This is a genomic window from Aeromonas caviae, assembly GCF_000819785.1.
Lineage (GTDB): Bacteria > Pseudomonadota > Gammaproteobacteria > Enterobacterales > Aeromonadaceae > Aeromonas > Aeromonas caviae.
Genome location: NZ_CDBK01000078.1, coordinates 39,779 through 64,564, shown reverse-complemented (window position 1 = coordinate 64,564; position 24,786 = coordinate 39,779). Strand labels below are relative to the sequence as shown.

Below are 24,786 nucleotides of genomic sequence, written 5' to 3'. Positions count from 1 at the left end.
GATAACTAGATCTGTACAGTTAATGGCATAGTCGACAGGTCTCGCTAAAAGCACCCACGCTCAAATTATGGTGCTTTAATGGGTGCTTTTAAGATGAAGCTATCCGATATTTTACGAGATCTTATGAGACAAGCAAGTTTGCTATGTACATGTGTTTAATATGATTTTTGTGTGCTTTCTGAGACGTAATGAGACATTGCGAGAACGTACTTTTTACGACTCATAATCGATTGGTCGTGGGTTCAAGTCCCCCAGGGGCCACCATTTTCAGACAAAGCCGCTCTTTTGAGCGGCTTTGTCGTTTCTGGCGCTCACCAGCGCCTGTCCAGATCCTCGGCATAGAGTGCTATGGCGCGCCGGTAGGGAAGCAGGGCGGGATCCGTGGTGGTGGTCGCGAGGATCCCCAGCAGCGTCTCCATTCCCTCCTTGCTGCGCCCCAGGTTGTAGCAGGTCATGGCACGAAACACCTTGAACTCCAGGGCATCGGGGAAGCGGGACAGGGCCTCGTCAAAGGTGGCCAGCGCCTCGGCATGACGGCCCGTGGTGCGATAGGAGCTGCCTAGTCCAAGCAGGGCTCCGCGCAGCGACGACTCGCCAAGCCCCAGCGACACGGCCTTCTGATAGAGCGGAATGGCCTCGGCCTCTCGCCCCAGCATGTCGTGCAGTCCGGCCACTTCGTAATGCAGCTCGGCGTGGGTTGGGTGCTCGATGAGTTGAAGCAGACCGTGCTGACGGGCTTCCTCGATCCGTCCCTCGGCCTTGAGGGTGTTCAACTGTTTCATATGCGCTCCTGCATGGGGATGAAGGATCAGTATGCCTGCCGACAGGCTGGCGGGGAACGGGTCATGGGGCCATGAAAAAGGCCTCCCGCCGATGGCGGGAGGCCTGGTTCGGCACCGGGGCGCAATGGCCCTGGCGTGTGTCCAGCCTTACTGGGCGCTCAGGCTGTAGGCCAGGGTCTGGTCGTTGAAGCGCACCACATAGGCACCGACCACTGCCGTGGTGATGTCTGCCCCGGCCAGCTCGGCCACGCCATCCTTGTTGGTGTCACCGTAGTTCTGGGTCCAGTCCCCCTTGACGTCGAACTTGAAGCGCTGGCCACCGTTGCCATCACCGCTGCCGGTGAAGGTGACGCTGGCCTGCCAGAGGTGATCCCCGACCAGGGACATGGGGGTGGTGCCCCAGTTGTTGGTGGTGCCGCGAATGTTGAGGCTGGCGACATTCTTGGCATAGGTGACGCTCACCGGAGTCAGGCTGTATTGCAGGGTCTGATCGTTGAAGCGTACCCGGTACTGGCCGGTGACCGGGGTCAGGATGTCACTGCCGGCCAGTTCGGCCACTCCATCTTTGTTGGTGTCACCATAGTTCTGGCTCCAGTCTCCCTTGACGTCGAACTTGAAGCGCTGGTTTGCCTGACCATCGAAGGTGACGAGAGCCTCCCACTGGTTGTCGGCGACCAGCGTCATGGCAAGGGAGCCCCAGGCATTGGGAGTGCCGCGGAAGTTCAGGGTGGGCAATACGCTGGCGTAGGTGCCGTTGTCGTCGGTGACGGTCACGGTGGCGCTGGCACTGGCGGTCAACCCTTCCGCATCGGTCACGGTGACCGTCACGGTATGGGTACCCGGGGTATCGAACCGGACCGTCTCCGTGGCGGCTGTGCCCCCACTGGACCAGCTGTAGCTCACCACGCCCCCGTCGTCGCGGGAGGCGGAGGCATCGAACACCACGCTCTCACCCGCCTTGACGCTGAGGGTCTTGGGAGAGAGGGCGGCGACCGGCGCCTGGTTGCTGGTGAGGGGGGTGACCGTGTAGCGCAGATCGCTCTCGCTCAGGGTGATGCGGTAGCTGCCCGCCCCGCTGACCAGGATATCCTTGCTGCTGCCCTTGTCGGCGATGCCATCCCCTTCGTTGTCGCCGTAGTTCTCGGCCCAGTTGCCGAAGACGTCGAACTTGAAGCGCTGGGCACCGGTGGCGTCACCGTTGCCGGTCAGGGTGAGGGTGGCGGACCAGACACGGTTGGCATCGACGGTCATGGGGGTGTTGCCCCAGGCGTTGTGGGTGCCGCGCAGGTTCATGCTGCTGAACTTGTTGCCCGGCAGGACGGAACCGCCGCAGGGGCTGGCCTTGGTGCAACCGGCGATGATGGCGGCCGCCTTCATGCCGGGGACGTTCAGGCTGGCCTTGCCGCTGCCATCGACGGTGACATAGCCGCCGCTGCAGTAGTCATTGCCCCCCAGGAGGTTGCAGTACTCGCCGGCCGGCAGACCGGTCTGCACCGAGGCCACCAGGCTGCCGCTCTCGTTGTTGATGGCGACGAAGCCCTTGTCACCGCGGCTGAAGGCGATCTGGTTGTTGCCGTTGTCCCACCAGTTGCTGACGGGCTGGCCTTCGGTCCGGTTGTGGAACAGGGCCATGTTCATGATGGTCGGTCGGCGCTGTTCGCAGTTCCACTGGCTGTCCGTGCAGGGCGTGCTGCCCGGCGCCCCCTTGTCGGTTTCATAGGTACCCATGTTTTCGAAGCGATAGCCCGACATCACCTGCTTCCAGCCATAGGGCCAGGCCATCATGAAGGTGTTGGCCAGATCGTAGCGGGCACCGCTCATGAAGGTGAGCATGCCGCCACCGCCGTGGCCGCGTTCGCGGTCGTGGTTGACAACGAAGACGAAGGCCTTGTTGGAGGGGAGCAGGCCCCAGCTCTCGCCCAGGGTCTTGAGGTTCTTGATCTGGCCGTTGAAGTTGGCGGCGAGATCGGTGCCGTATTTGAAGTCGGTGACGGTGTCGATGTAGGTGTAGCGGCCCGGCTGGATGTCGGGGGACTCCCCGCCTGCGCCGATCACCTCCAGGTAGGCCCTGGGGCTGCCTGCCTTGTCGAGGATGGCCTTCACATCGGCCGGCGCCATGTGCTTGGCCGCATCGATGCGAAAGCCCGACACGCCCCAGCCGAGCAGGGTCTTCATGTAGGTGGCGATCTGATCCTGGACGTAGGATGAGCCGGTATTGAGGTCCGGCATGCCGTAGAGGGCGCCGTTCCAGACGTTGTTGCTGTCACCGTAGTTGGTGATGTCGCCGCTGTGATGGAAGTCGTTGTAGCCGAACTGGGGATATTGGTATTGCCCCGAGTTGTAGCTGCCGCCGCCGGTGGCGGTGCCCGAACCCGATGCCAGCTGATTGAAGACGGCGTCGGCATAGACCTTGACCCCGGCCGCGTTGCAGCGGGCGATCATGCTTCTGAGCTCTGCCTCGCTACCGCCGAAGCTGTTGAAATTCTTGAAGCTGACCGGTTGATAGACGGTCCACCAGACCTGGCTGCCCTGCTTGTGCTCGGCGGGTGGGGTGATCTGGACGCCACCGAACCCCTTGGGCCCGAGCACGGTCTCGCACTCGTTGGCGATGTCGTTGAACTTCCATTGGAACAGGTGAACCATGACTCCTTCGGCGCTGGCAGTGTGGCTGAAAGAGCCGAGTGCCGCCGCCAGCAGGGCGGTTCGAAACAGTGTGTTGTGCATGACGATTTTCCCTTCGATCTTGTTATTGACGTATCACTGTCGTGTAGTCGAACGGACAACAAACAACCTCGTTCAGCTCCGTAGCATTCATGAAATCGATGTGGTTGAAAATCGAACAGGCTGAATTAATTAAGAAATGTGAATGAAAATGCTTTCATGCCATTCGGTGGCAGCAGGAGGGGGCAGAGGGGGGCAGATCGGTGCGAGATCCCGTCAAGCAGGTAGCGAAGGGGATGAACAGGGGCCCCGCAGGGCCCCGTGAACGTTCAGACGTTGGGTTCCTGCTGCCCGGCACTGGCCCGGGCACGACGCCCTGGCAGCATGCGGGTGACCAGGTTGCTGCGCTGGCGCCAGGAGGTGTAGGCGATGGCGCACAGGTGCAGGGCGATCATGCCCTGGAGTGCCCAGGTGCACCACTCGTGCCAGTCGTCCGCCCCCAGATCGAAGCCGGTCTCGGTGTTCTGGAACCAGCCGGTCCCTGCGGTGGCGAGTACCAGCAGCCAGAGTGCCCAGACCGCCAGCTTGCCGCTGCCGTGATGGCCCGGGGTGGGCGGGGTCCGTCCGCGCAGGGCGTCGGCCTGATGGCGAAAATCCTCCCGGCTCGGGATGAGGGCACGCAGGCGGGCGTGGCCGCGAGCGAAGGTGAGCCCCCACAGCAGGCGTATGCCGATGAGCACCATGACGGCGTATCCCATCCGCTCGTGCCACTCCTCGCCCGCCTCGTTGAGCCAGAGGTTGCCGATACAGATGGCCGCCACACCCCAGTGGGTGAGGCGCACCAGAGGATCCCAGTGGAAGGGATCAGCCTTTCTGCTTGGCATATTTGTGGTACTCCTTCTTTAGGTCGTTGACCTTGGCCAGGTGCTCGCGCGCCTTGGCTTCGTCACCGGCCTGGAGGGCTGCCAGGCTGGCATCCAGCTCGGTCTGCACTTCGGTCATGCCTTCCAGGAACTTCTCCTTCTTGGCGGCGGGCATGTTCTTGCCCTTGGCGACGTCCAGCTGGGCCTTCATCTCCTTGATGTATTTCTCCATGGTGGCCGCGTCGTCGGCCTTGACGGCCTGCTTGTAGTTGAAGCCGATCTTCTTCATCGGCTGCTCCAGATCGCCGGCCATGGCAGGCAGGGCCATCAGGCCGAACATCAGGGGCAGCAGCAGGGGACGCACAGTTTTCAGCATGGGATTTCCTTATGAGACGACGAGATTGCAGGTTGTTATAGCACTCATTTGAGTGCGGTTTCACGCATCATGATGCCATGAAAGGGCGATCATTGTATGAAGAAAGTGCGACCAATTGTGACGAATTGTGTAGGGGATTGCTGTGGGAATGTAGCTGAAAGAGAACGGCCACCGGATCTCGCCTCCTGCAGGGGATACAAGGGCGCGCATCTGGCCCGGGAAGGGGTCCGCAGGCAGTGAATCATGCTGCCATTTTTTATCACACATCGTTTTATTAAAGTCAGGTGAGTTTTTCAGGTGTTTTTGTTTTTGAAAGCCACCACCCATGGACGATTCCACTGCCAGCACAGACGCCGTGCAACAAAAAAAGGGCCCGCAGGCCCTTTGAGTGATCGGGATCCGGCCCTTATTCGGCCTGCTCGCGCTCGATGGCACGCCAGCCGATGTCCTTGCGATAGAAGATGCCGTCCCACTGGATGCGACCAGCCAGGGCATAGGCCCGCTGCTGGGCTTCCTGCACCGTGTGGCCGAGGGCGGTGGCGCACAGCACGCGGCCACCCTGGGTCAGGCTGGTGTGCCCTTCCAGGCGGGTGCCTGCATGGAACACCTTCTCCCCTGCCACTTCGTCCACCGGCAGGCCGCTGATGGGGTGGTTGCTGGTGTAGTCGCCGGGATAGCCACCCGCCGCCAGCACCACGCCGATGGCGGCGCGGGGGTCATAGACGGCTTCCTTCTGATCCAGCTGGCCGGCACAGGCGGCGAGGCAGAGATCCACCAGATCGGACTGCATCCGCAGCATGATGGGCTGGGTTTCGGGGTCGCCGAAGCGGCAGTTGAACTCGATCACCTTGGGGTTGCCCTCGGCATCGATCATCAGGCCGGCGTAGAGGAAGCCGGTGTAGACGTTGCCCTCGGCCGCCATGCCGCGCACGGTCGGCATGATCACCCGTTCCATCACGCGCTGGTGCACTTCGTCGGTCACCACGGGCGCCGGGGAGTAAGCCCCCATGCCGCCGGTGTTGGGGCCGGTGTCGCCGTCGAAGGCGCGCTTGTGATCCTGGCTGGTGGCCATGGGCAGCACGTGCTCGCCGTCCACCATGACGATGAAGCTTGCCTCTTCCCCGTCCAGGAACTCTTCGATCACCACCCGGGCGCCGGCATCGCCGAAGGCATTGCCGGAGAGCATGTCACGCACCGCCGCTTCCGCCTCGTCGAGGGTCATGGCGACGATCACCCCTTTGCCGGCGGCCAGACCGTCGGCCTTGATGACGATGGGGGCGCCCTTCTCGCGCAGATAGGCCAGCGCCGGCTCCACCTCGGTGAAGTTCTGGTAATCGGCGGTGGGGATGGCGTGGCGGGCCAGGAAGTCCTTGGTGAAGGCCTTGGAGCCTTCCAGCTGGGCGGCGGCGGCGGTCGGGCCGAAGATGGTCTGATCGGCGGCGCGGAAGGCATCGACCACCCCTTTCACCAGGGGGGCTTCCGGTCCGACGATGGTGAGGCCGATCTGGTTCGCCTTGGCGAAGGCCAGCAGGCCCTCGATGTCGGTGGCCTGGATGGCGACGTTCTCGATGCCCGGCTCAAGCTGGGTGCCCGCATTGCCCGGTGCCACGAAGACCTGGGTCACCAGGGGGGAGTGTTTGGCCTTCCAGGCCAGGGCGTGTTCACGGCCGCCGTTGCCAATGATCAGTACTTTCATCGTCTCGCTCGCTTCTGTCTGAGTTCACTGGCGCTGCGGTGGCAACCTGCCAGTGGAAAGGATCCGGTGCTAAAGAGGCAGGGCCGCCATCGGCGGCCCTGGGCTGTCAGTGACGGAAATGACGCATGTTGGTGAACACCATGCACATGCCGTGTTCGTTGGCGGCGTCGATCACCTCCTGGTCGCGCATCGAGCCACCTGGCTGGATGACGCAGGAGATGCCCGCGGCAGCGGCGGCATCGATGCCGTCGCGGAACGGGAAGAAGGCGTCGGAGGCCATGACGGAGCCCGCCACGGTCAGCCCTTCATCCTCGGCCTTGATGCCGGCGATCTTGGCAGAGTAGACGCGGCTCATCTGGCCGGCGCCCACGCCGATGGTCTGGCCGTTCTTGGCGTAGACGATGGCGTTGGATTTGACGAACTTGGCGACCTTCCAGCAGAACAGCAGATCCTGCAGCTCGGCCTCGGTGGGCTGACGCTGGCTGACCACGGTCAGATCCCCGAGCGTCACCATGCCCAGATCGCGCTCCTGCACCAGCAGGCCGCCGTTGACGCGCTTGAAGTCAAAGCCTTGCGCCGGGGCAGTCCACTGGCCGCACTCCAGCAGGCGCACGTTCTGCTTGGCGGCGACCGCCTCGCGGGCAGCCTGGCTGATGCTGGGGGCGATGATCACTTCCACGAACTGGCGGGCGACGATGGCCGCGGCGGTCTCGCCGTCCAGTTCGCGGTTGAAGGCGATGATGCCGCCAAAGGCCGAGGTGGGGTCGGTCTGGTAGGCGCGATCGTAGGCAGCCAGCAGGTCGTCACCGATGGCGACGCCGCAGGGGTTGGCATGCTTGACGATGACGCAGGCCGGTTCGCTGAACTCCTTCACGCACTCCAGCGCTGCGTCGGTGTCGGCAATGTTGTTGTAGGAGAGGGCCTTGCCCTGCAGCTGGATGGCGCTTGCCACCGAGCCCGGCGCGGCCTGCTCTTCGGCGTAGAAGGCGGCAGCCTGGTGGCTGTTCTCGCCGTAGCGCATGTCCTGCTTCTTGATGAACTGGCTGTTGAAGGTGCGGGGGAAGCGGGACTCTTCGTCGCCTTCCTTGTTTTCGCCGTAGGAGGGCACCAGGGTGCCGAAGTAGTTGGCGATCATGCCGTCGTAGGCGGCGGTGTGCTCGAAGGCGGCGATGGCCAGATCGAAGCGGGTGGAGAGGGTCAGGCTGTTGCCGTTGCCATCCATCTCGGCGATGACGCGGTCATAGTCGGAGGCCTTGACGACGATGGTGACGTCCTTGTGGTTCTTGGCAGCGGAGCGGACCATGGTCGGGCCGCCGATGTCGATGTTCTCGACGGCGTCTTCCAGGGTGCAGCCGGGCTTGGCCACGGTGGCGGCGAAGGGATAGAGGTTGACGACGACCATGTCGATGGGGGAGATAGCGTGCTCGGCCATGATGGCGTCATCCCGGTCGCGACGGCCGAGAATGCCGCCGTGTACCTTGGGATGCAGGGTCTTGACCCGGCCGTCCATCATCTCGGGGAATCCGGTGTAGTCGGACACCTCGGTCACCGGCAGGCCCGCATCGGCCAGCAGCTTGGCGGTTCCACCGGTGGAGAGCAGGGCCACACCACGCGCGTCGAGTGCCTTGGCAAATTCCAGGATGCCAGTCTTGTCAGACACACTCAGCAGTGCACGGCGAATGGGTCGAGCTTGTTCCATCACACTATCGTCCTCAGCATAACGGGGACCGTTCCATGGGAGGCGAGGCTCAACACACAGAGAGTCCCCAAATAAATGGAAGTGGGGGATTTCGCAAACCACTCTCGCCCGGGGCGCCGTTGGCAAAAGCGTTTTAGGAAATGCCCGCTTGACGCGACGCTCTCTTGTGGGCGCGTATTCTACACAAAAAATGTGACCTGTGGTGGATTTTTTAAAGAGACAAACCCTTATGGGATGCGGCGTTAAACGTTTTCTGGTGAATTTTTGTGAAACGTTTGTCTTTTCAGTGTTTTGGGGATAAATGGCCGGCAAGTGAGGGGTTAGCTGCTGCTTTCCTGCCTTTGACTGGCAATCGCCGGGCAAAGAGGTGATAGTGGAGGCCGGTTTATATTGAGTACCATGTCGGGAATGTCATGCGGGGGGAGAGGACCATGTATCGGATCGGTGAACTGGCCAAGGCGTGCGGGGTGAAGGCCGACACCCTGCGCTTTTACGAGAAGAACGGCCTCATCTCGCCGGGCATTCGCAACGAATCCGGCTATCGCCTCTACGGCGAGCAGGACAAGCGGCGGCTGGAGTTCATCATCCGCGCCAAGTCGGTGGGGTTCTCCCTCGCGGACATCGGCGAGCTGCTCGCCCTGGACACCAACAAGGCCAAGGTCACCTGCCAGGAGGTGAAGGCGGTGGCCGACACCAAGCTCGAACAGGTGGAGCAGAAGCTCCTGGAGCTGACCCGTTTTCGCGAGAACCTGAAGGCCCTCTCCGACATCTGCTGCGGCGGCCCGCGCTCGGCGGAGCATTGCGCCATCCTCGAGACCCTGGAGTCCGGCGCCCCTTCCCGCCACGAGCACCACGACCATGAGCACTGAGCTGCGCCGGCCCCGGGTCTCCGCCTTTCTCGCCCTCTCCCTCGACGGTTTCATCGCCGGGGAGGGGGGCGATCTGGCATGGCTGGCCCCCTATGGTGGCGACGGGCCGGAGGAGACCGGCTATAGCGCCCTGATGGCGAGCGCGGACACCCTGCTGATGGGGCGCAACACCTACGATATCGTGAGCGCCTTTCCCGAGTGGCCCTACGGGGACAAGCCGCTGGTGGTACTGACCCACAGGCCCGCCGACCCCCGTCCTCGAGTCGCGTTCAGGCAGGGGGCGCTGGCGCAGGTGCTGGACGAGTTGTGGCAGGGGGGAAGCCGTCACCTCTATCTGGATGGCGGGGAGCTGGTGAGGCAGGGTCTGCAGGGGGCCCTGGTGGACGAGCTGACCCTGTTCTGGGTTCCGGTCACCCTGGGGGGCGGGATCCCGCTCTTTACCGGGCCTCTCCCCGCAGGGTTGAGACCGGTGTCGAGCGCCGTGCTGCCAAGCGGCCTGGTGCGGGTTATCTATCACCCCGCCTGACAGCTTGCACGGGGGAGGCAAGAGGCGCACAATCGGCGCGTTTTTCGCCACCTGCCCTTCCAGGCAGGGACGACAGGCAAACACGACAACCCCATCAAGGAGCCCATATGGCCAAGAAGAAGGTGACCTGTGTCACCGCCGAACCCGCCTGCGAACATCAGCGCGGCATCATTCAGGACAACCACCTCAAGGCACTGGTGACCTCCCCCCTGTTCCAGGCCCGGGTCGAGCCGAGCAAGAAGGGCAAGGGCAGCTATCAACGCAAGGCCAAGCACGGCAAGCGGTGGGAGCCCGGCCAACAGCAGATGGTAAGCGTCTGCTGCTGAGCGGGTTCCTGCTTTGGAACCAGTCCACGATCTTGCTGCGAGGCCGTGATCAAGGCTCATGTGCTGCTCGCAATCCTCATGTGTACTTACACACTCCGGTTCCTGCGCTGCTCTTCACCTTGCTGACAGCCTCTCGCGACAGACCGTGAACAGGTTCTTGGAACCAAAATAAGCGGGGCGCTCATGGCGCCCCGCTTGTGTTCCATCTGGTTAAAGGCGGTTACCTCATTCGTCCATAAAGAGTTCGAGCAGCACGTTGAGGTAGCGATGCCCCAGGGACGTGAGCTGCCAGCTGTCGCCGAGATCCTCGATAAGCTCCTTGGTCCGGGCGATGGCGAGCATGGTCTCTACCCGCTCCAGCGGTAGCCCCGTGAAGGCCTCGAACTCCGCCTTGGGGGCGGGTTCAAACAATCTGAACCGGTTCATGAAGTACTCGAGCGGCAGATCGTCCGCGCTCACCTGCCATTGGCTGTCCAGATAGGGGCGGTTCGGATCCAGATAACCTTTCGGGTGCTTCACCTTGGCGGTGCGCAGGATCTGCTGGTTGGCAAGATCCGTCACCTTGCCGTGGGCGCCGCAGCCGATCCCCAGATAGTCGCCAAAGCGCCAGTAGTTGAGGTTATGGCGGCACTGATACCCCTCTTTGGCATAGGCCGAGATCTCGTACTGCTGATAGCCCCGGGCGGTCAGCATGGCGTGGCCCTGCTCGTAGATGTCCCACAGGGTGTCATCTTCCGGCAATGTGGGGGGTTTGGAGGCGAATGCCGTGTTCGGCTCTATGGTGAGCTGATACCAGGAGAGGTGCGGCGGCGCGCAGTCGATGGCCTGCTGCAGGTCGTAGAGCGCATCGTCCAGGCTCTGATCCGGCAGGCCGTGCATCAGATCCAGGTTGAAGGTGGGAAGCGCGATGGCGTGGGCCAGTTCGGCGGCCTTGCGCGCCTCCTCGGGGCCGTGGATGCGGCCGAGCCGGGTCAATTTCTCCTGCTGGAAGCTCTGCACCCCGATGGAGATGCGGTTGATACCGGCCCGCTGGAAGCCGGCGAACTTGTCCGCCTCCACCGTGCCCGGGTTGGCCTCCATGGTGATCTCGCAGTCCGGGGCGAGGGCGATGCGTGCGCGCACCCCGTCCAGCAGCGCCTGCATGGCGTCGACGGAGAGCAGGCTCGGCGTGCCGCCACCGATAAAGATGGAGGAGAGGGGGCGCCCCTGGGCCCAGTGCAGATCCTGCTCCAGATCCTCCAGCAGGGCCGCCACGTACTCGAGGTGGGGCAGCTCCCCCTTCTGGGCGTGGGAGTTGAAGTCGCAGTAGGGGCACTTCTGGACGCACCAGGGCACGTGGATATAGAGGGAGAGGGGCGGCAGTTGCAGCATGGGATTTCCAGTATTCAACAATCAAAAGGGGTCGGGTGGCCCTGGTTGCCGGTGACAACGGGCGGGGCGCCGCGAACGAAACGGGGGCCGACGGCCCCCATTGTAGATGACAACGCGGCGGGAGACAGCGCTTTAGTTGACCGCCGCCAGGGCCGCTTTGAGCTTGGCCAGGGCCTGGCCACGGTGGCTGAGCTGGTTCTTGAGCTCCGCTGGCATCTGGGCCGAGGTGCAGTCGTGATCGGGCACGAAGAACACCGGGTCGTAGCCGAAGCCGTGCTGGCCGCGGGGTTCGTCGATGATCATCCCTTCCCAGCTGGCCTGGCAGATAATGGGGGTGGGATCGTCGGCGTGGCGCATGTAGACCAGCACGCACCAGAAGCGGGCGCTTTTCAGGTAATCCGGCGCGCCCTTGAGCTCGGCCAGCAGCTTGTCGATGTTCTCCTTGTCGCTGGCACCGGCACCGGCAAAACGGGCGGAGTAGACGCCGGGGCGGCCGTGCAGCAGATCCACTTCCAGGCCGGAGTCGTCGGCCACGGCGGGCAGGCCGGTGACGCGGGCGGCGTGGCGGGCCTTGATGATGGCATTCTCGACGAAGGTGGTGCCGGTCTCGTCGGCATCGGAGACTGCAAACTCGCTCTGCGGGATCACCTGGATCTTCATATCGGCCAGCATGGCGGCCAATTCCTTCACCTTTTTCTGGTTCCCTGTTGCCAGGACAAGCTTGTTCATCACACACCTCCGCAAAAATAATCTGCGCATTCTATGCGGGGGAGGGGTTTAGTAAAAGCGCCAATTGCCCGGGATCCGGTGCCAACGGGGGAACCTGGTTCCACCCCCTGAGAGGTAGAAGAGATACATGTTTCCAGCAGGGAATAACCGAAGTGATTAAATACCATTTCAATTCATTACTCTGAGTCAGTAGACTCGCGGCCCAATCGATATTCCTAGGGCTTGAGGTGACTGATGCCATTGATTCTTTTGCTTGTACTCCTGGTGTTGTTCAGCCCGCTGGCCATCGACATCTATCTGCCTGCCATCCCCCAGATGGCCGAGCAGCTGGGGGCCGAAGTGACCCTGATGCAGGGCACCATCACCTGGTTCCTGTTCAGCATGGGGCTGGGGCAACTGCTGGTGGGGCCGCTCGCCGATCGCTACGGGCGCAAACCCATTGCCCTGGGGGGCGTGCTGCTCTACGGCCTGAGCGCCCTGGCAGCCGGCTTTGCCGCCAGCCTGGGTGAGCTGATGCTGGCGCGAGTGCTGCAAGGCTTCGGGGCCTGCGCCACCTCTGTGGCCGCCTTCTCGGTGGTCCGTGACAGCTATGGCCCCAAGAAGAGCGGTCAGATGATCTCCTATCTGAACGGTGCCATCTGCTTCATCCCCGCACTGGCGCCCCTGCTGGGTGGCTGGCTCACCGCCAAGGCGGGCTGGTCGGCGAACTTCTGGTTTATGGCCGGTTACGCCGTGGTGGTCGGTAGCTGGCTGCTGTGGCGGATGCCGGAAACCCGTCCTGAGGAGACCAGCAGTGCTGGCCCGCTCATCAGCTGGTCCCGCTACAGCCCGGTGCTGCGCTCCCCGAGCTTCCTGTTCAACGCGGCGCTGTGCATGCTGGCGATGGCGGTGATCCTCGCCTACGTGACGGCGGCGCCGGTACAACTGATGGTGACCCTGGGGCTGGACATGAGTGGCTTCAGCTACTGGTTCACCGCCAATGCGGCCCTCAACATCCTGGCCTGCTTCCTGGCCCCGCGCTTCATCGCCCGGGTAGGGCCAAGACGGACCCTGCGCATTGGCCTGCTGGTGCTGCTGCTCTCCGCCATCACCCTGACCCTGGCCATGCACATCCCGCACCCGCTGGCCATGATGGGCCCGGTGTTCCTCTCCAGCATCGGCTTTGCGATGATCCTGGGCGCCGCCGCGGGCATGGCGCTGGCCCCCTTCGGCCACTGCGCCGGGACTGCGGCCGCCCTGCTCGGCCTGTTCCAGATGAGCGGCTCCGGCGCCCTGGTGGGGATCACCGGTTGGCTGATGCCGGATCCCCTGAGCCAGCTGGCCCTGCACATGTGGCTGCTGCTGCCCCCGCTGGTGATGCTGATGACCCGCCAGGGCCGGCGCTTGTGTTTGCAATAAATCCTGTGCTCTGATGAGCACACTCAGGGGGCCTTGAGCCCCCTTCTCTTTTTCAGGCGACCCGCCTGCCTCGCATGATCACAGACCCGTGGAGAAAACCGGATGAGCCACACAATCAACGCCGCCCTGGTGGGATACGGCTTCGCAGGACAGACCTTTCACGCCCCCTTCCTGGCCACGACCCCAGGCCTGACCCTGCGCTGGGTGGTGAGCCGGGATGCCGCCAAGGTACAGGCCGCGTTGCCCGGCACCCGGGTCGGCACCCTGGAGCAGGTGCTGGCCGATGACAGCCTCGATCTGGTGGTGATCGCCACCCCCAACGACACCCATGCCCCCATCGCTCGCGAGGCCCTGCTGGCGGGCAAGCACGTGGTGATCGACAAGCCGTTTGCCCTGGATCTGGCCGAAGCGAAGGCGCTGGTCGAGTTGGCGGAGAAGCAGCAGCGGCTGCTCAGCATCTTCCACAACCGACGCTGGGACGGGGATTTCCTCACGGTGCGCCGTCTGCTGGCGGAGGGGGCGCTGGGGCAAGTCGCCCAGTTCGAATCCCACTTCGACCGTTATCGCCCCGAGGTGCGCCAGCGCTGGCGCGAGGCGGGCGGCCCGGGCTCCGGTCTCTGGTTCGATCTCGGCCCCCATATCCTGGATCAGTCGCTCCAGCTGTTCGGCCAGCCGGACTGGTTGCAGGCGGATCTGGGCAAGCAGCGCCCCGGGGCCCTGGCGGACGACTACTTCCATGTGGTGCTGGGTTACGGCGAGATGCGGGTCATTCTGCACGGCAGTTGTCTGGTGTCGGCCGTGATGCCCCGCTTCGTGGTGCACGGCAGTCAGGGCTCCTTCATCAAGTTCGGCATGGACGTGCAGGAGGAGCAGCTCAAGGAGGGCAAGCGGCCCCCGGCGGCGGACTGGGGCGTGGATCCCGCCCCCGGCCAGCTCAGCCAGATCCGGGACGGTCAGCTCCTGCAGCAGACCGTGGCTGGCGAGGCGGGGGACTACGGCGCCTACTATCGCGGCGTCTGCGCCGCCATCCGGGGAGAAGGGGAGAACCCGGTGCCGGCCGACGAGGCCCTGGCGGTGATGGCCTTGCTGGACCTGGCCCGGGAGAGCGACCAGCAGGGGCGGCGCCTGCCTTGTCAGAAGCTGTCTGACTGACGGCGTTATCCGACAGCGCCGAGAGCCTGACAGAAAGACAATGGCTGACTGGCAATCGCCAGGTAATTGGCGATTTGTTGTGCGAATTTGGTGGTGAATGGGTGTTTTATATTAATATTTGTCGTTGCAGCAGTGTTTCTTATCATGCCAACGAGAAAATATCATTGTGATACGCGTTTTCATCGGCCGCATATGGGGATATATTTCGCGCGCCTTCGGGCTCCAGCGGCCGGTGTGCCGACAGGAGCCGGGGCGTACAGTGATGGTCCCTGCACCATCTCTCCATCTTTTTTTGAGGGTATGCACATGAACAAAGTACTGGTAGCCGGTATCCTGGGTCTGATGTTGACCGCCTGTGGTCAGAAAGAAGAAGCTGCCGCTCCGGCTGCGACCCCGGCCGCAGACGTTGCTGCCACTGTCGAGAAAGCCGCTAGCGAAGCGTCTGCTACCGTCGAGAAGGCTGCTTCCGAAGCTTCCGCTACTGTCGAGAAGGCTGCCGCTGACGTGGCCACCAAGGCTGAAGCTGCCGTGAGCGATGCCAAGGCCAACTAAGCCAGCGCCTCATTGAAAAACGGGCCCGGCGCACTCGCGCCGGGCCCGTTTTTTTATGGCCATGACGGGGCGTTGCCCGGTCAGCCGAGGGGTTCCACCAGCAGGATGTGGGAGTCGGCCCCCACCACCTTGACCCGGCTGCCGGCCGGCAGCGGTGCGTTGCAGCGCACCGTCCAGACGGTGTCGTCCAGATGTACCCGGCTCATCCCCTGGCTGACCTCGTCCAGCAGGGTCAGCTCGCGGCCCATGTAGCTTTGCATCCGCTCGTTGATGGGAGCGGCGGCATCCAGCCCGGAGCGATCCCGGCGATGCTGCCAGCGCCACCAGGCCCAGGTGGTGAGCAGGGATTGCAGGGCGAAGAGCAGCAACTGCGCCTGCCAGCCGAAGGGCCAGACCAGCAGCAAGAGTCCCACCTCCAGGGCGGCGATGCCGGTCCAGAGCAGGAAGCCCACCGACCCCATCACCTCGATGGCCAGCAGCACGAAGCCGAGCCCCAGCCAGTGCCAGTGGGTCAGCCCCTCGAACAGGGCTGTCATGATTTGCCCGCCTTGCCGTCTTTGTTGAACAGCTCGGCCATGCCCGCCACCGAGCCTATCAGGCTGCCCGCTTCCAGGGGCATCATGATGATCTTGCTGTTGGGGCCTTCACCGATGCGGGCCAGGGCCTCGGTGTATTTCTGGGCCACGAAGTAGTTGATGGCCTGCATGTCGCCCTCGGCGATCGCCTGGGAGACCATGTGGGTCGCCTTGGCTTCCGCCTCGGCGGCCCGCTCCCGCGCTTCAGCGGCGAGGAAGGCGGCCTGACGTTCACCCTCGGCTTTCAGGATCTGGGACTGCTTCTCCCCCTCGGCCTTCAAGATCTTGGACTGGCGCACCCCTTCGGCCTCCAGCACCTCGGCCCGCTTCTGGCGCTCGGCCTTCATCTGGGCGTTCATGGCTTCCACCAGGGCGAGGGGCGGGCGCACATCCTTGATCTCGATCCGGGTCACCTTGATGCCCCAGGGGGCGGTGGCGGCATCCATGGTGCGCAGCAGCTTCTCGTTGATGGTGTCGCGCTGGGAGAGCATTTCGTCCAGTTCCATGGCGCCGAGCACGGTCCGCATGTTGGTCATGGTGAGATTGCGGATGGCACTGGTGAGATCATTGACCTCGTAGCCCGCCTTGCGGGCATCCACCACCTGCACGAAGCTGATGGCGTCGATGGTGACGTTGGCGTTGTCCCGGGAGATCACCTCCTGGGCCGGGATGTCCAGCACCTGCTCCATCATGATGATCTTGTGGCCGATGCGGTCGATGTAGGGGATCAGCAGGTTGAGGCCCGGGGAGAGGGTGCGGGTGTAGCGGCCGAAGCGCTCCACGGTCCAGTTGTAACCCTGGGGCACTATCTTGATGCCGGCACTCAGGGTGGCGAGTACCAGGAATATGAAGATCCCCAATACAATCAATGACTCATTCATGATTAAGCTCCTTATGAAACACTTTCACTAGCCTAGGGTCTGGTGCCATCCACCACAAGCAGATTCGCTTCTCTATTGCCGCCACACGGCTTTACTAATTACCAAAACGCATTAAAGAGCATTTTTTATTATTTTGAGGGATAAGCGCTCCTGCCTATAGTCGCCCCAGATGTCGCGATGCCGAGGAGCGGGCCCTGATGGATTATTTACCTATGTTTGCCAGGTTGGAAGGCCGCCCGGTACTGCTGGTGGGCGGGGGCGAGGTTGCCCTGCGCAAGGGGCGCCTGCTGCTGGCGGCAGGTGCCCGGATCACCCTGGTCTCTCCCGTGCTCGAGCCCGAGTTCCATGAATTTGCCGGTCGCTTCACCCATGTGGCGGCGCGTTTCGATCCGGCCCACCTGGCAGGGCAGATCCTGGTGGTGGCGGCGACCGACGATCTCGAGGTCAACGCCCTGGTCTACCAGAGCGCCACCGAGCGCGGTCTGTTCGTCAACCTGGTGGATGACCCCGAGCGCTCCAGCTTTATCTTCCCCTCCATCATCGATCGCAGCCCCATCGTGGTGGCCGTCTCCAGCGGCGGCAAGGCCCCCGTGCTGGTGCGCCTGTTACGCGAGCGGCTCGAGAGCCTGCTGCCCCGCCATCTTGGCGGTCTGGCGGAGCTCTCCGGCCGGGTGCGCAGCCGGGCCAAGCAGGTGCTGGCCTCCCTCTCCGATCGCCGCCGCTTCTGGGAGCGCGCCTTTGCCTCCAACACCCTGGCCGGTCTGATTGAGAAAGCCGATTGGCAGGGTGCCGAGCAGTGGCTGAACGAGGGACTGGACAAGGCCCGTACCGAAGTGGGGGAAGTGGTGCTGGTGGGGGCGGGCCCGGGGGATCCTGGCCTGCTGACCCTCAAGGCGCTGCAACAGATCCAGCAGGCCGAAGTGGTGCTCTATGACCAGCTGGTCTCCCCCGAGATCCTGGACCTGGTGCGCCGCGACGCCACCCTGGTGTCGGTCGGCAAGAAGGCGGGGGCCCACAGCGTGCCCCAGGAAGAGACCAATCGCCTGCTGGTGGAATACGCCAAAGCGGGCAACCGGGTGGTGCGCCTCAAAGGGGGCGATCCCTTCATGTTCGGCCGTGGTGGCGAGGAGCTGGAAGTGCTGGCAGAGGAGGGCATTCCCTTCTCCGTGGTGCCCGGCATCACCGCCGCCGCCGGTGCCACCGCCTATGCGGGCATTCCGCTCACCCACCGCGACCATGCCCAGAGCGCCGTCTTCATCACCGGCCACTGCCAGAAGGAGGGCAAGGAGCCCGACTGGCAGCAGCTTGCGGCCACCAACCAGACCCTGGTCATCTACATGGGGCTGATGCGCTCCGATCATATCCAGCAGCAACTGGTGAGCCATGGCCGACGCGCCGCCACCCCCATCGCCATCATCGAGCGGGGCACCACGGCCCGTCAGCGGGTGCTGACCGGCACCTTGGCGGATCTGGCCGAACTGGCCCAGCAGGCGGTGAGCCCGTCGCTTATCGTCATCGGTGAAGTGGTGGCCCTGCGCCAGCAACTCGCCTGGTTTGGCGAACAGGGGCAAGGGCAGGAGGCAGAAAGCGGCCACGAGCTCAAGCTGGTGAGCCTGGCCTGAGAGGCGAGACCCGAATCGATTTGACGGTGCGGCCAAGGCGGCACCGAACTGAACCAACACCGCGCCCTGACCAGGCGCGTTAGCAATGAACCGAGGACCCAGACATGGACCGTGAAAGACTGACCCAACTGCAGCCATCCGATGCACAGAGCATCCGTGCAGGTGTCACCCGCGAGCGACTGACTCACCTGCAGCAACTGGAAGCCGAGAGCATCCATATCATCCGCGAGGTGGCCGCCGAATTTGAAAACCCGGTGATGATGTACTCCATCGGCAAGGACTCCTCCGTCATGCTGCACCTGGCCCGCAAGGCCTTCTATCCGGGCAAGATCCCCTTCCCCATGCTCCACGTGGACACCAACTGGAAGTTCAAGGAGATGATCAAGTTCCGGGACGAGACCGCCAAAAAGTTCGGGCTGGATCTCATCGTCCACAAGAACCCGGACGGTCTGGCCATGGACATCAACCCCTTCGTGCACGGCAGCAGCAAGCACACCGACATCATGAAGACCGAGGGGCTCAAGCAGGCGCTCAACAAATACGGCTTCGACGCCGCCTTCGGTGGTGCCCGTCGCGACGAGGAGAAATCCCGCGCCAAGGAGCGCGTCTACTCTTTCCGCGACAAGTCCCACCGCTGGGATCCGAAGAACCAGCGCCCGGAGCTGTGGCGCGTCTACAACAGCCAGGTCAACAAGGGGGAGAGCATCCGTGTCTTCCCGCTCTCCAACTGGACCGAGCTGGACATCTGGCAATACATCTATCTCGAGAACATCGACATAGTCCCGCTCTACTTTGCGGCCATGCGCCCCGTGGTGGATCGCGGCGGCATCAAGATCATGGTGGATGACGATCGCATGCCCATCGGCCCGGAAGACGAAGTGAAGCAGGAGCTGGTGCGCTTCCGTACCCTCGGCTGCTACCCGCTGACCGGGGCCATCGAATCCAATGCCACCACCCTGCCGGAGATCATCGAAGAGATGCTGATCACCACCTCGAGCGAGCGGCAAGGGCGGCTCATCGACCACGATCAGGCCGGCTCCATGGAGCAGAAGAAGCGTCAGGGCTATTTCTAAAAAAATGTTCTAAGGAATCGCAACATGAACAACCACATTCAGACCGCCATCAGCGAACAGGGCATTGAAGCCTACCTGCACGCCCAGCAGCACAAGAGCCTGCTGCGTTTTCTCACCTGCGGCAGCGTGGACGACGGCAAGAGCACCCTCATCGGCCGCCTGCTGCACGACTCCCAGCAGATCTATGAAGATCAGCTCAAAGCGCTGGAGTCCGACAGCCAGAAGCTCGGCACCACCGGCGAGAAGCTGGATCTGGCCCTGCTGGTGGACGGCCTGCAGGCGGAGCGCGAGCAGGGCATCACCATCGACGTGGCCTACCGCTATTTCTCCACCGCCAAGCGCAAATTCATCATCTCGGATACCCCGGGCCACGAGCAGTACACCCGCAACATGGCCACCGGCGCCTCCACCTGCGATCTGGCCATCATCCTGATCGACGCCCGCAAGGGGGTGCTGGATCAGACCCGCCGCCACAGCTTTATCGCAAGCCTACTCGGCATCAAGCAGTTCGTGGTGGCAGTGAACAAGATGGACCTGGTGGAGTTCAGCCAGGAGGTGTTCGATCGCATCAGCTTGGAGTACCGCGAATTCGCCAAGAAGCTCAGCGTCGACACCATCCACATCGTGCCGGTCTCGGCCCTGGACGGTGACAACGTGGTCAACCCGAGCGACAAGCTGGCCTGGTATCAGGGCGAGACCCTGCTCTCCTTGCTGGAGTCCGCCGAAGTGGAGCGCGAGCTGGAGCGCCACCCGGTGCGCCTGCCGGTGCAGTACGTGAACCGCCCCAACCTCGATTTTCGCGGCTTCGCGGGCACCCTGGCCTCCGGCATTCTGCGGGTGGGCGACAAGCTTGCTGTGCTGCCGTCCGGCAAAGAGAGCACGGTGACCCGCATCGTCACCTTCGACGGGGATCTGGAGTACGCCCTGCCGGGTCAGGCCATCACGGTCACCTTCGCGGACGAAATCGACATCAGCCGGGGCGACCTGCTGGTGGATGCGGTGAAAAAGCCCCAGGTGACCCAGAACGTGCTGGCTCACATCGTCTGGATGGGGGAAGAGTCCCTGCAACCGGGCCGGGTCTATGACGTCAAGCTGGCCACCAAGAAGAGTCGCGGTCAGGTGGAGGCTATCCGCCACCGCATCGAGATCAACAAGCTCGACGAGCTGCCCGCCTCCGAGCTCAAGCTCAACGAGATCGGCCTGTGCGAATTCAGCCTGACCGACCCGGTGGCGTTCGACCCCTACAAGGAGATCCGCGACACCGGCAGCTTCATCCTCATCGACCGGCTGACCAACGTCACCGTGGGCGCGGGCATGATAGTGGAAGGGCTGGCGGCCAAGGTGATGGCAGGGCAATACAGCGAGTTCGAAGTGGAGCTCAACGCCCTGGTGCGCAAGCACTTCCCCCACTGGCAGGCGCTGACCATCAGCAACGATTCCGGCAAGGAGTAAGCCCATGACCTGGCAACAATCCCTGGTGCTGGGTCTGCTGGCTGCCCTCGTCGCCCTGCTGATCCAGGGCAAACTCCGGCCGGCGCTGCTCTTCTCGGGCGCCGTGCTCATCACCTACCTGAGCGGCCTGGCGGACATCAACGCCGTGGTGGCGGGCTACACCAACAGCGCCCTGCTGACCCTGGTGTTGCTGCTGCTGGTGTCGCTCGCGGTGGAGAAGACCCGGGTCATGAGCTGGTTTGCCAACCTGGTGGGCACCGGCTCCTTCAACAAGGTGCTGGTGAAGGTGTGGTTTTCCACCGCCTTCCTGTCGGCGTTCGTCAACAACACCGCCGTGGTGGCGTCCATGCTGGGGGCGGTCAAGCGCAACCCCAACCATGCGCCCTCCCGGCTGCTGTTGCCCATGTGCTTCGCGGCGACCTTTGGCGGCGTGCTGACCCTGATCGGCACCTCCACCAACCTCATCGTCAACAGCTTCCTCATCAAGATGGGGGCCAAGCCGCTCGGCATGTTCGACTTCTTTATGGTGGGTGCTGGCACATTATTGACAGGGCTGGTGGCCGTGCTGCTGTTTGCCCGCCACCTGCCGGAGCAGGACACCGAGATGAGCCGGGAATCCGGCTATTTTCTCGAAGCCAAGGTGGGCCCCGGCTCCCCCATGGCCGGGCGCAGCGTCAAGGAGAATGGCCTGCGCAGCCTGAAAAGCCTCTATCTTGCCGAGATCATCCGGGGCAACCAGGTGATCTGCCCGGTGCAGCCGGAACACGAGCTGCACGAGGGGGACATGCTGCTGTTCTGTGGCGACGTGGAGAGCGTCGGCGTGTTGCAGGAGCTCAAAGGGTTGGATCTCTACGGCCAGCACCGCCTCAACGGCCAGCACCTGGTGGAGGTGATCGTCAGCCACAGCTCGCGCCTGGTGGGTCAGACCATCAAGGATGCGGAGTTTCGCACCCATTTCGATGCGGTAGTGCTGGCGGTGCGCCGGGGCGAGACCCAGCTCACCGGCGGCCTGGGTCAGATTGAACTGCACGCAGGGGACACCCTGCTGCTGGCGCCCGGCCCCAAGTTTGCGGGCAACAAGTCCCTCTCCCGGGAGTTCGTGGTGGTGAGCGGGCTGGAGGCCTCCACCCGGCTCGATGCCACGCGCAGCGCCGCCGTGGTGGCGGGGTTCCTCGGGGTGCTGACCCTGTCGGTGCTCGATCTGGTGCCGCTCTTCAAGGGGCTGCTGGTGATGCTGGTGGTGCTGCTGTTTTCACGCATCCTGACCCTGGACGAGATCCGCCGCCGCTTTCCCCTGGATATCTGGCTGGTGGTGGGCGGGGCGCTCGCCATCGCCGATCAGCTGGAGAAGAGCGGCCTGGCCAAGCTCATCGCCGACTGGCTGATGGGGGAGTTCAACGGGGCCAGTCCCTTTATCGCCTTCGTGGGGATCTACCTGTTTACCCTGGTGCTGACGGAGCTGATGAGCAACAACGCGGCGGCGGCCCTGGCCTTCCCCATGGGATTCCAGCTGGCGCTCAGCATGGATGTCTCCACCATGCCGTTCATTCTGGCGGTGCTGTTCGGGGCGAGTTCCAGCTTTATCCTGCCCTACGGCTACCAGACCAACCTGATGGTCTATGCGGCGGGCAACTACAAGATGCCGGATTATCTCAAGCTGGCCCTGCCGGTCTCCCTGGCCTACAGCATCGGGGTGATCGTCATGGTACCCCTGCTGTTTCCGTTTTAAGGTCTGATACCGGGGGGATGTGTTAAGGGCTGCTTATGTTAACGCGGCTTTTATCAAGGCTGCTTATGACACAGGGGAGTGCCAGGGCACTGGCATCCAGGCGTGAGCGCCAATCAGGGGGGGTTGCATGCGCAATCTCAGGGCATCAGCACCTTGCCGCCTCATGGTGCGAGGCGGCTCCCTGCGGTAACGGACAGTGTCAGTATTGAGGCGTGAGCGCCAATCAAGGAGTGTTGGGTGAGCAATGCCATGGCATCAGCACGTTGTCGGCTGATAGTCCGAGGTGGCTCCCTGTGGTGCCGGACAGTTTAAGTTTTGAGGCGTGAGCGCCAATCAAGGAGTGTTGGATGAGCAATATCGTGTGGCATGCCCATGCCGTCGACAAACAGAGCCGGGCCGAGCAGAAGGGGCAAAAGCCGCTGGTGATCTGGTTTACCGGGCTCTCCGGGGCGGGCAAGTCCACCCTGGCGGGGGCACTGGAGCAGGCGCTGGCCGCCTCGGGCAAGCACACCTACCTGCTGGATGGGGACAATGTGCGCCACGGCCTGTGCGGCGATCTCGGCTTCGATGACGCCGCCCGCCAGGAGAATATCCGCCGGGTCGGCGAAGTGGCAAAACTCATGGTGGATGCGGGACTTATCGTGCTCACCGCCTTTATCTCGCCGTTCCGTGCCGAGCGGCAACTGGTGCGCAATCTCGTGGGTGAAGGGGAGTTTGTCGAGGTGTTTGTGGATGCGCCCCTTAGCGTGTGTGAAGAGCGCGACCCCAAGGGGCTCTACAAGAAGGCGCGGGCGGGGGAAATTCGCAACTTTACCGGTATCGACTCCGCCTACGAGGCACCGGAAAATCCGGAGATCCATCTGCTCAACGCCGGCAAGCCGGTGGAAGCGCTGGTGGATGAGCTGCTGACCGCCCTGCGGCTGCGGGGGCTGATCGACTGAGATTGGTTGCCGATACCGAGGGTTGATATCAGAGGGGGCAAGTGCCCCCCTCGTTTATTGCCTGCCAACTATTCCTCTTGTTGTTAGTAGCTAAAGGCTTAATGAGGCATATTACATAGGGATGAAAAGATGGACTTTTCTTTGACTAACGCTCGCAACAGCGGGAAATTGGGAACGCCAGCGAGTAATTTTTCCAACTGCTTGCGCTTGTTAGGCATTATACTTTTTGACCACAAAGTAGCACATAGAAGAACAGAGGTTTCGCCCCAATCTAACAAACTCTTCGTGGCTAAAGCCGAGCGGAACATGGGCTCCATTACTGATAAATGTAAAAACAGAAGCTAATGCCTGTTCCTCTTGTTGATCAATAAAACCATTGCTCTTCAAATATGCTAGAGAAGGCCCCCAGGTATTTCCATTGCGTGATGTGGTAAAACCTTGCGCAAACGCAATTTCCCTTATTAACGTTTCAAGAGCTATACGTATATTTGTAAGGCTACCGTTATAGTCAGGCTGTGCTTTTACAAAATCCTCAGCAGACGCTTTAACTGATCGCTCTATTCCGATTGTATTTTGTAGTAACGAATTGTTAAGCTCTTTCAATAAGGCATCTTCAACAGGTTCATGCCCCTGAAAATTTGGATCTAGAGCCTCTATTGCTTGCTCTTCTATCTTGTAACCATCAAGTAACAAGGACTTTTTGAGTATGGAGTACTGGTCATCAAACTTATATTTTGGATTGGTTTGGTTTCTCAGTGTTCTATTTGTATGGATCAACTCAATAAGTAAGTCAGACAGAACTTCCTCTGAAGATGAGGTTATTTGGTCACTAATGCCAGCGGGAGAAGAAACCAACTGTGGCTCAAGCCCAAATTTTTCGAAAAGAACATAGACAGTTGGTTTTTCTACAACAGCGAGGAGTTGGCTAAGTGAAAATTTTGTTCTTCTTGATATTTGCATATTACCTCGAACTTTGATTTTTCCTAACGCCACCATAACGGGTCAAAGTTGCGTAGCAGCGCAGATCAGAGCCCAGTGTAGTTGGGCTGCCCCTTGAGGACCTTGTTATACATAACAAACCGCTATCGGTGCTGAGTGTTCATTGGGGGCTGTAGGTGCTGAATTAGCATTCTTTCCCATGAGTCACGATTGGACTTAAGTGGAACGACAGCGGCATGGATATGAGTTGCACCGAGTTGGACAGCCTCATTCAAACGCTCGTGATTAGGAAGGCGGGAAGAGAAATCGTCAGTTTGGCCTACATACAAAGCCCTCCAGTTTCCATTTTCCAATTGGTAGCTGAATATGTACAGGCCTGAGACGGAATTCCAGCCTTGATTTTGACCAAAGACATCGAACTGAATATGTTGGCCGTTTCCAAGCGGCCAGTTGCATTTAGACATTTTTACACTCCATTGTTAGCTTTATGTATAACGCCAGCTTAATGGGCGTATAAAATTTTGACTAAACTTAAGGAATAAAGTGACGCAAGCCAAGACTTTTGCGTCTTTTA

At 62.0% G+C, this 24,786-nt stretch carries 23 protein-coding genes; 11 read left to right on the top strand and 12 right to left on the bottom strand.

The genetic code is table 11. From position 1 onward, the window contains the following. Positions 1-311 precede the first annotated feature (311 nt). From BN1120_RS12515 to purH, 7 genes are all read right to left on the bottom strand, one after another. A complete protein-coding gene (locus BN1120_RS12515; protein WP_042016339.1) occupies positions 312-782 on the bottom strand; it encodes a tetratricopeptide repeat protein in 471 nt (156 codons plus the stop codon). A gap of 147 nt (positions 783-929) precedes the next feature. Beyond that, positions 930-3,506: an alpha amylase C-terminal domain-containing protein gene (locus BN1120_RS12510; protein WP_042016337.1), complete on the bottom strand. Its 2,577-nt coding sequence runs from the start codon at positions 3,504-3,506 to the stop codon at positions 930-932. A gap of 266 nt (positions 3,507-3,772) precedes the next feature. Next, the gene (locus tag BN1120_RS12505; protein ID WP_042016336.1) at positions 3,773-4,327 is read right to left on the bottom strand and encodes a cytochrome b/b6 domain-containing protein; all 555 of its coding nucleotides are present in this window, start codon (positions 4,325-4,327) and stop codon (positions 3,773-3,775) included. Continuing rightward, positions 4,308-4,682 (bottom strand): cytochrome b562, encoded by a 375-nt coding sequence (locus BN1120_RS12500; RefSeq protein ID WP_039040825.1) that lies wholly within the window; start codon positions 4,680-4,682, stop codon positions 4,308-4,310. Before BN1120_RS12500 ends, BN1120_RS12505 begins: the two co-directional genes overlap by 20 nt. Before the next feature lie 60 nt (positions 4,683-4,742). Continuing rightward, complete coding sequence (locus tag BN1120_RS21325) at positions 4,743-5,009, bottom strand: hypothetical protein (RefSeq protein ID WP_145983730.1); 267 nt, start codon at positions 5,007-5,009, stop codon at positions 4,743-4,745. Positions 5,010-5,088: 79 nt separating this feature from the next. Beyond that, positions 5,089-6,378: a phosphoribosylamine--glycine ligase gene (purD, locus tag BN1120_RS12495; RefSeq protein ID WP_041211074.1), complete on the bottom strand. Its 1,290-nt coding sequence runs from the start codon at positions 6,376-6,378 to the stop codon at positions 5,089-5,091. A 106-nt stretch (positions 6,379-6,484) separates the two neighbouring features. After that, positions 6,485-8,077, bottom strand: a complete 1,593-nt coding sequence (gene purH, locus BN1120_RS12490) for a bifunctional phosphoribosylaminoimidazolecarboxamide formyltransferase/IMP cyclohydrolase (RefSeq protein ID WP_042016335.1) — start codon at positions 8,075-8,077, stop codon at positions 6,485-6,487. 431 nt (positions 8,078-8,508) lie between these two features. Between purH and zntR the strand changes: the two genes are divergently transcribed. The 3 genes from zntR (at position 8,509) to BN1120_RS12475 (ending at position 9,798) form a co-directional block, all read left to right on the top strand. Beyond that, positions 8,509-8,946, top strand: a complete 438-nt coding sequence (zntR, locus tag BN1120_RS12485) for a Zn(2+)-responsive transcriptional regulator (protein ID WP_010675609.1) — start codon at positions 8,509-8,511, stop codon at positions 8,944-8,946. Continuing rightward, positions 8,936-9,472, top strand: a complete 537-nt coding sequence (locus BN1120_RS12480) for a dihydrofolate reductase family protein (RefSeq protein WP_042016332.1) — start codon at positions 8,936-8,938, stop codon at positions 9,470-9,472. The genes zntR and BN1120_RS12480 overlap by 11 nt, the downstream gene beginning before the upstream one ends. A 107-nt stretch (positions 9,473-9,579) precedes the next feature. Then, positions 9,580-9,798, top strand: coding sequence for an alternative ribosome-rescue factor A (locus BN1120_RS12475; RefSeq protein WP_042016330.1), 219 nt, complete (start codon positions 9,580-9,582; stop codon positions 9,796-9,798). A 225-nt stretch (positions 9,799-10,023) separates the two neighbouring features. Here BN1120_RS12475 and hemW read toward each other — a convergent pair whose 3' ends face one another. Then, positions 10,024-11,169, bottom strand: a complete 1,146-nt coding sequence (hemW, locus tag BN1120_RS12470) for a radical SAM family heme chaperone HemW (RefSeq protein WP_042016328.1) — start codon at positions 11,167-11,169, stop codon at positions 10,024-10,026. 132 nt (positions 11,170-11,301) lie between these two features. Next, the gene (rdgB, locus tag BN1120_RS12465; RefSeq protein ID WP_010675605.1) at positions 11,302-11,898 is read right to left on the bottom strand and encodes an RdgB/HAM1 family non-canonical purine NTP pyrophosphatase; all 597 of its coding nucleotides are present in this window, start codon (positions 11,896-11,898) and stop codon (positions 11,302-11,304) included. Between the two features lie 234 nt (positions 11,899-12,132). Between rdgB and BN1120_RS12460 the strand changes: the two genes are divergently transcribed. The 3 genes from BN1120_RS12460 to BN1120_RS12450 all read left to right on the top strand — a co-directional run bounded on the left by BN1120_RS12460 (position 12,133) and on the right by BN1120_RS12450 (position 15,000). Beyond that, positions 12,133-13,296: a multidrug effflux MFS transporter gene (locus BN1120_RS12460; protein ID WP_042016327.1), complete on the top strand. Its 1,164-nt coding sequence runs from the start codon at positions 12,133-12,135 to the stop codon at positions 13,294-13,296. A 102-nt stretch (positions 13,297-13,398) separates the two neighbouring features. Beyond that, the gene (locus BN1120_RS12455) at positions 13,399-14,448 is read left to right on the top strand and encodes an oxidoreductase (RefSeq protein WP_010675603.1); all 1,050 of its coding nucleotides are present in this window, start codon (positions 13,399-13,401) and stop codon (positions 14,446-14,448) included. Between the two features lie 306 nt (positions 14,449-14,754). After that, entirely contained in the window at positions 14,755-15,000 is a 246-nt protein-coding gene (locus BN1120_RS12450) for a hypothetical protein (protein ID WP_010675602.1), read from the top strand. Positions 15,001-15,080: 80 nt separating this feature from the next. On the opposite strand, the gene BN1120_RS12445 is transcribed toward BN1120_RS12450, so the two are convergent. Continuing rightward, positions 15,081-15,536: an NfeD family protein gene (locus tag BN1120_RS12445; RefSeq protein WP_010675601.1), complete on the bottom strand. Its 456-nt coding sequence runs from the start codon at positions 15,534-15,536 to the stop codon at positions 15,081-15,083. Then, positions 15,533-16,456 carry an SPFH domain-containing protein gene (locus tag BN1120_RS12440; protein ID WP_029314806.1) on the bottom strand — a complete coding sequence of 308 codons (924 nt, stop codon included), beginning with the start codon at positions 16,454-16,456 and terminating at the stop codon, positions 15,533-15,535. The genes BN1120_RS12445 and BN1120_RS12440 overlap by 4 nt, the downstream gene beginning before the upstream one ends. Positions 16,457-16,653: 197 nt before the next feature. Here BN1120_RS12440 and cysG point away from each other — a divergent pair, with 197 nt between their 5' ends. The 5 genes from cysG (at position 16,654) to cysC (ending at position 23,273) form a co-directional block, all read left to right on the top strand. Then, positions 16,654-18,078, top strand: a complete 1,425-nt coding sequence (gene cysG / locus BN1120_RS12435) for a siroheme synthase CysG (RefSeq protein ID WP_042016325.1) — start codon at positions 16,654-16,656, stop codon at positions 18,076-18,078. A gap of 104 nt (positions 18,079-18,182) precedes the next feature. Continuing rightward, complete coding sequence (gene cysD, locus BN1120_RS12430) at positions 18,183-19,151, top strand: sulfate adenylyltransferase subunit CysD (RefSeq protein WP_010675598.1); 969 nt, start codon at positions 18,183-18,185, stop codon at positions 19,149-19,151. A 24-nt stretch (positions 19,152-19,175) separates the two neighbouring features. Continuing rightward, positions 19,176-20,603 carry a sulfate adenylyltransferase subunit CysN gene (gene cysN, locus BN1120_RS12425; RefSeq protein ID WP_042016323.1) on the top strand — a complete coding sequence of 476 codons (1,428 nt, stop codon included), beginning with the start codon at positions 19,176-19,178 and terminating at the stop codon, positions 20,601-20,603. Between the two features lie 4 nt (positions 20,604-20,607). Continuing rightward, positions 20,608-22,332 (top strand): SLC13 family permease, encoded by a 1,725-nt coding sequence (locus BN1120_RS12420; RefSeq protein ID WP_042016322.1) that lies wholly within the window; start codon positions 20,608-20,610, stop codon positions 22,330-22,332. 347 nt (positions 22,333-22,679) lie between these two features. Continuing rightward, a complete protein-coding gene (cysC, locus tag BN1120_RS12415) occupies positions 22,680-23,273 on the top strand; it encodes an adenylyl-sulfate kinase (protein WP_042016321.1) in 594 nt (197 codons plus the stop codon). 210 nt (positions 23,274-23,483) lie between these two features. Here cysC and BN1120_RS21320 read toward each other — a convergent pair whose 3' ends face one another. Continuing rightward, the gene (locus tag BN1120_RS21320; RefSeq protein ID WP_145983731.1) at positions 23,484-24,269 is read right to left on the bottom strand and encodes a hypothetical protein; all 786 of its coding nucleotides are present in this window, start codon (positions 24,267-24,269) and stop codon (positions 23,484-23,486) included. Positions 24,270-24,786 lie beyond the last annotated feature (517 nt).

Excerpts from the sequence above, each read along its gene's own strand:
- BN1120_RS12515 (WP_042016339.1), bottom strand. The coding sequence starts at position 782 with ATGAAACAGTTGAACACCCTCAAGGCCGAGGGACGGATCGAGGAAGCC.
- BN1120_RS12510 (WP_042016337.1), bottom strand. The coding sequence starts at position 3,506 with ATGCACAACACACTGTTTCGAACCGCCCTGCTGGCGGCGGCACTCGGC.
- BN1120_RS12505 (WP_042016336.1), bottom strand. The coding sequence starts at position 4,327 with ATGCCAAGCAGAAAGGCTGATCCCTTCCACTGGGATCCTCTGGTGCGC.
- BN1120_RS12500 (WP_039040825.1), bottom strand. The coding sequence starts at position 4,682 with ATGCTGAAAACTGTGCGTCCCCTGCTGCTGCCCCTGATGTTCGGCCTG.
- BN1120_RS21325 (WP_145983730.1), bottom strand. The coding sequence starts at position 5,009 with ATGGGTGGTGGCTTTCAAAAACAAAAACACCTGAAAAACTCACCTGAC.
- purD (WP_041211074.1), bottom strand. The coding sequence starts at position 6,378 with ATGAAAGTACTGATCATTGGCAACGGCGGCCGTGAACACGCCCTGGCC.
- purH (WP_042016335.1), bottom strand. The coding sequence starts at position 8,077 with ATGGAACAAGCTCGACCCATTCGCCGTGCACTGCTGAGTGTGTCTGAC.
- zntR (WP_010675609.1), top strand. The coding sequence starts at position 8,509 with ATGTATCGGATCGGTGAACTGGCCAAGGCGTGCGGGGTGAAGGCCGAC.
- BN1120_RS12480 (WP_042016332.1), top strand. The coding sequence starts at position 8,936 with ATGAGCACTGAGCTGCGCCGGCCCCGGGTCTCCGCCTTTCTCGCCCTC.
- BN1120_RS12475 (WP_042016330.1), top strand. The coding sequence starts at position 9,580 with ATGGCCAAGAAGAAGGTGACCTGTGTCACCGCCGAACCCGCCTGCGAA.
- hemW (WP_042016328.1), bottom strand. The coding sequence starts at position 11,169 with ATGCTGCAACTGCCGCCCCTCTCCCTCTATATCCACGTGCCCTGGTGC.
- rdgB (WP_010675605.1), bottom strand. The coding sequence starts at position 11,898 with ATGAACAAGCTTGTCCTGGCAACAGGGAACCAGAAAAAGGTGAAGGAA.
- BN1120_RS12460 (WP_042016327.1), top strand. The coding sequence starts at position 12,133 with ATGCCATTGATTCTTTTGCTTGTACTCCTGGTGTTGTTCAGCCCGCTG.
- BN1120_RS12455 (WP_010675603.1), top strand. The coding sequence starts at position 13,399 with ATGAGCCACACAATCAACGCCGCCCTGGTGGGATACGGCTTCGCAGGA.
- BN1120_RS12450 (WP_010675602.1), top strand. The coding sequence starts at position 14,755 with ATGAACAAAGTACTGGTAGCCGGTATCCTGGGTCTGATGTTGACCGCC.
- BN1120_RS12445 (WP_010675601.1), bottom strand. The coding sequence starts at position 15,536 with ATGACAGCCCTGTTCGAGGGGCTGACCCACTGGCACTGGCTGGGGCTC.
- BN1120_RS12440 (WP_029314806.1), bottom strand. The coding sequence starts at position 16,456 with ATGAATGAGTCATTGATTGTATTGGGGATCTTCATATTCCTGGTACTC.
- cysG (WP_042016325.1), top strand. The coding sequence starts at position 16,654 with ATGGATTATTTACCTATGTTTGCCAGGTTGGAAGGCCGCCCGGTACTG.
- cysD (WP_010675598.1), top strand. The coding sequence starts at position 18,183 with ATGGACCGTGAAAGACTGACCCAACTGCAGCCATCCGATGCACAGAGC.
- cysN (WP_042016323.1), top strand. The coding sequence starts at position 19,176 with ATGAACAACCACATTCAGACCGCCATCAGCGAACAGGGCATTGAAGCC.
- BN1120_RS12420 (WP_042016322.1), top strand. The coding sequence starts at position 20,608 with ATGACCTGGCAACAATCCCTGGTGCTGGGTCTGCTGGCTGCCCTCGTC.
- cysC (WP_042016321.1), top strand. The coding sequence starts at position 22,680 with ATGAGCAATATCGTGTGGCATGCCCATGCCGTCGACAAACAGAGCCGG.
- BN1120_RS21320 (WP_145983731.1), bottom strand. The coding sequence starts at position 24,269 with ATGGTGGCGTTAGGAAAAATCAAAGTTCGAGGTAATATGCAAATATCA.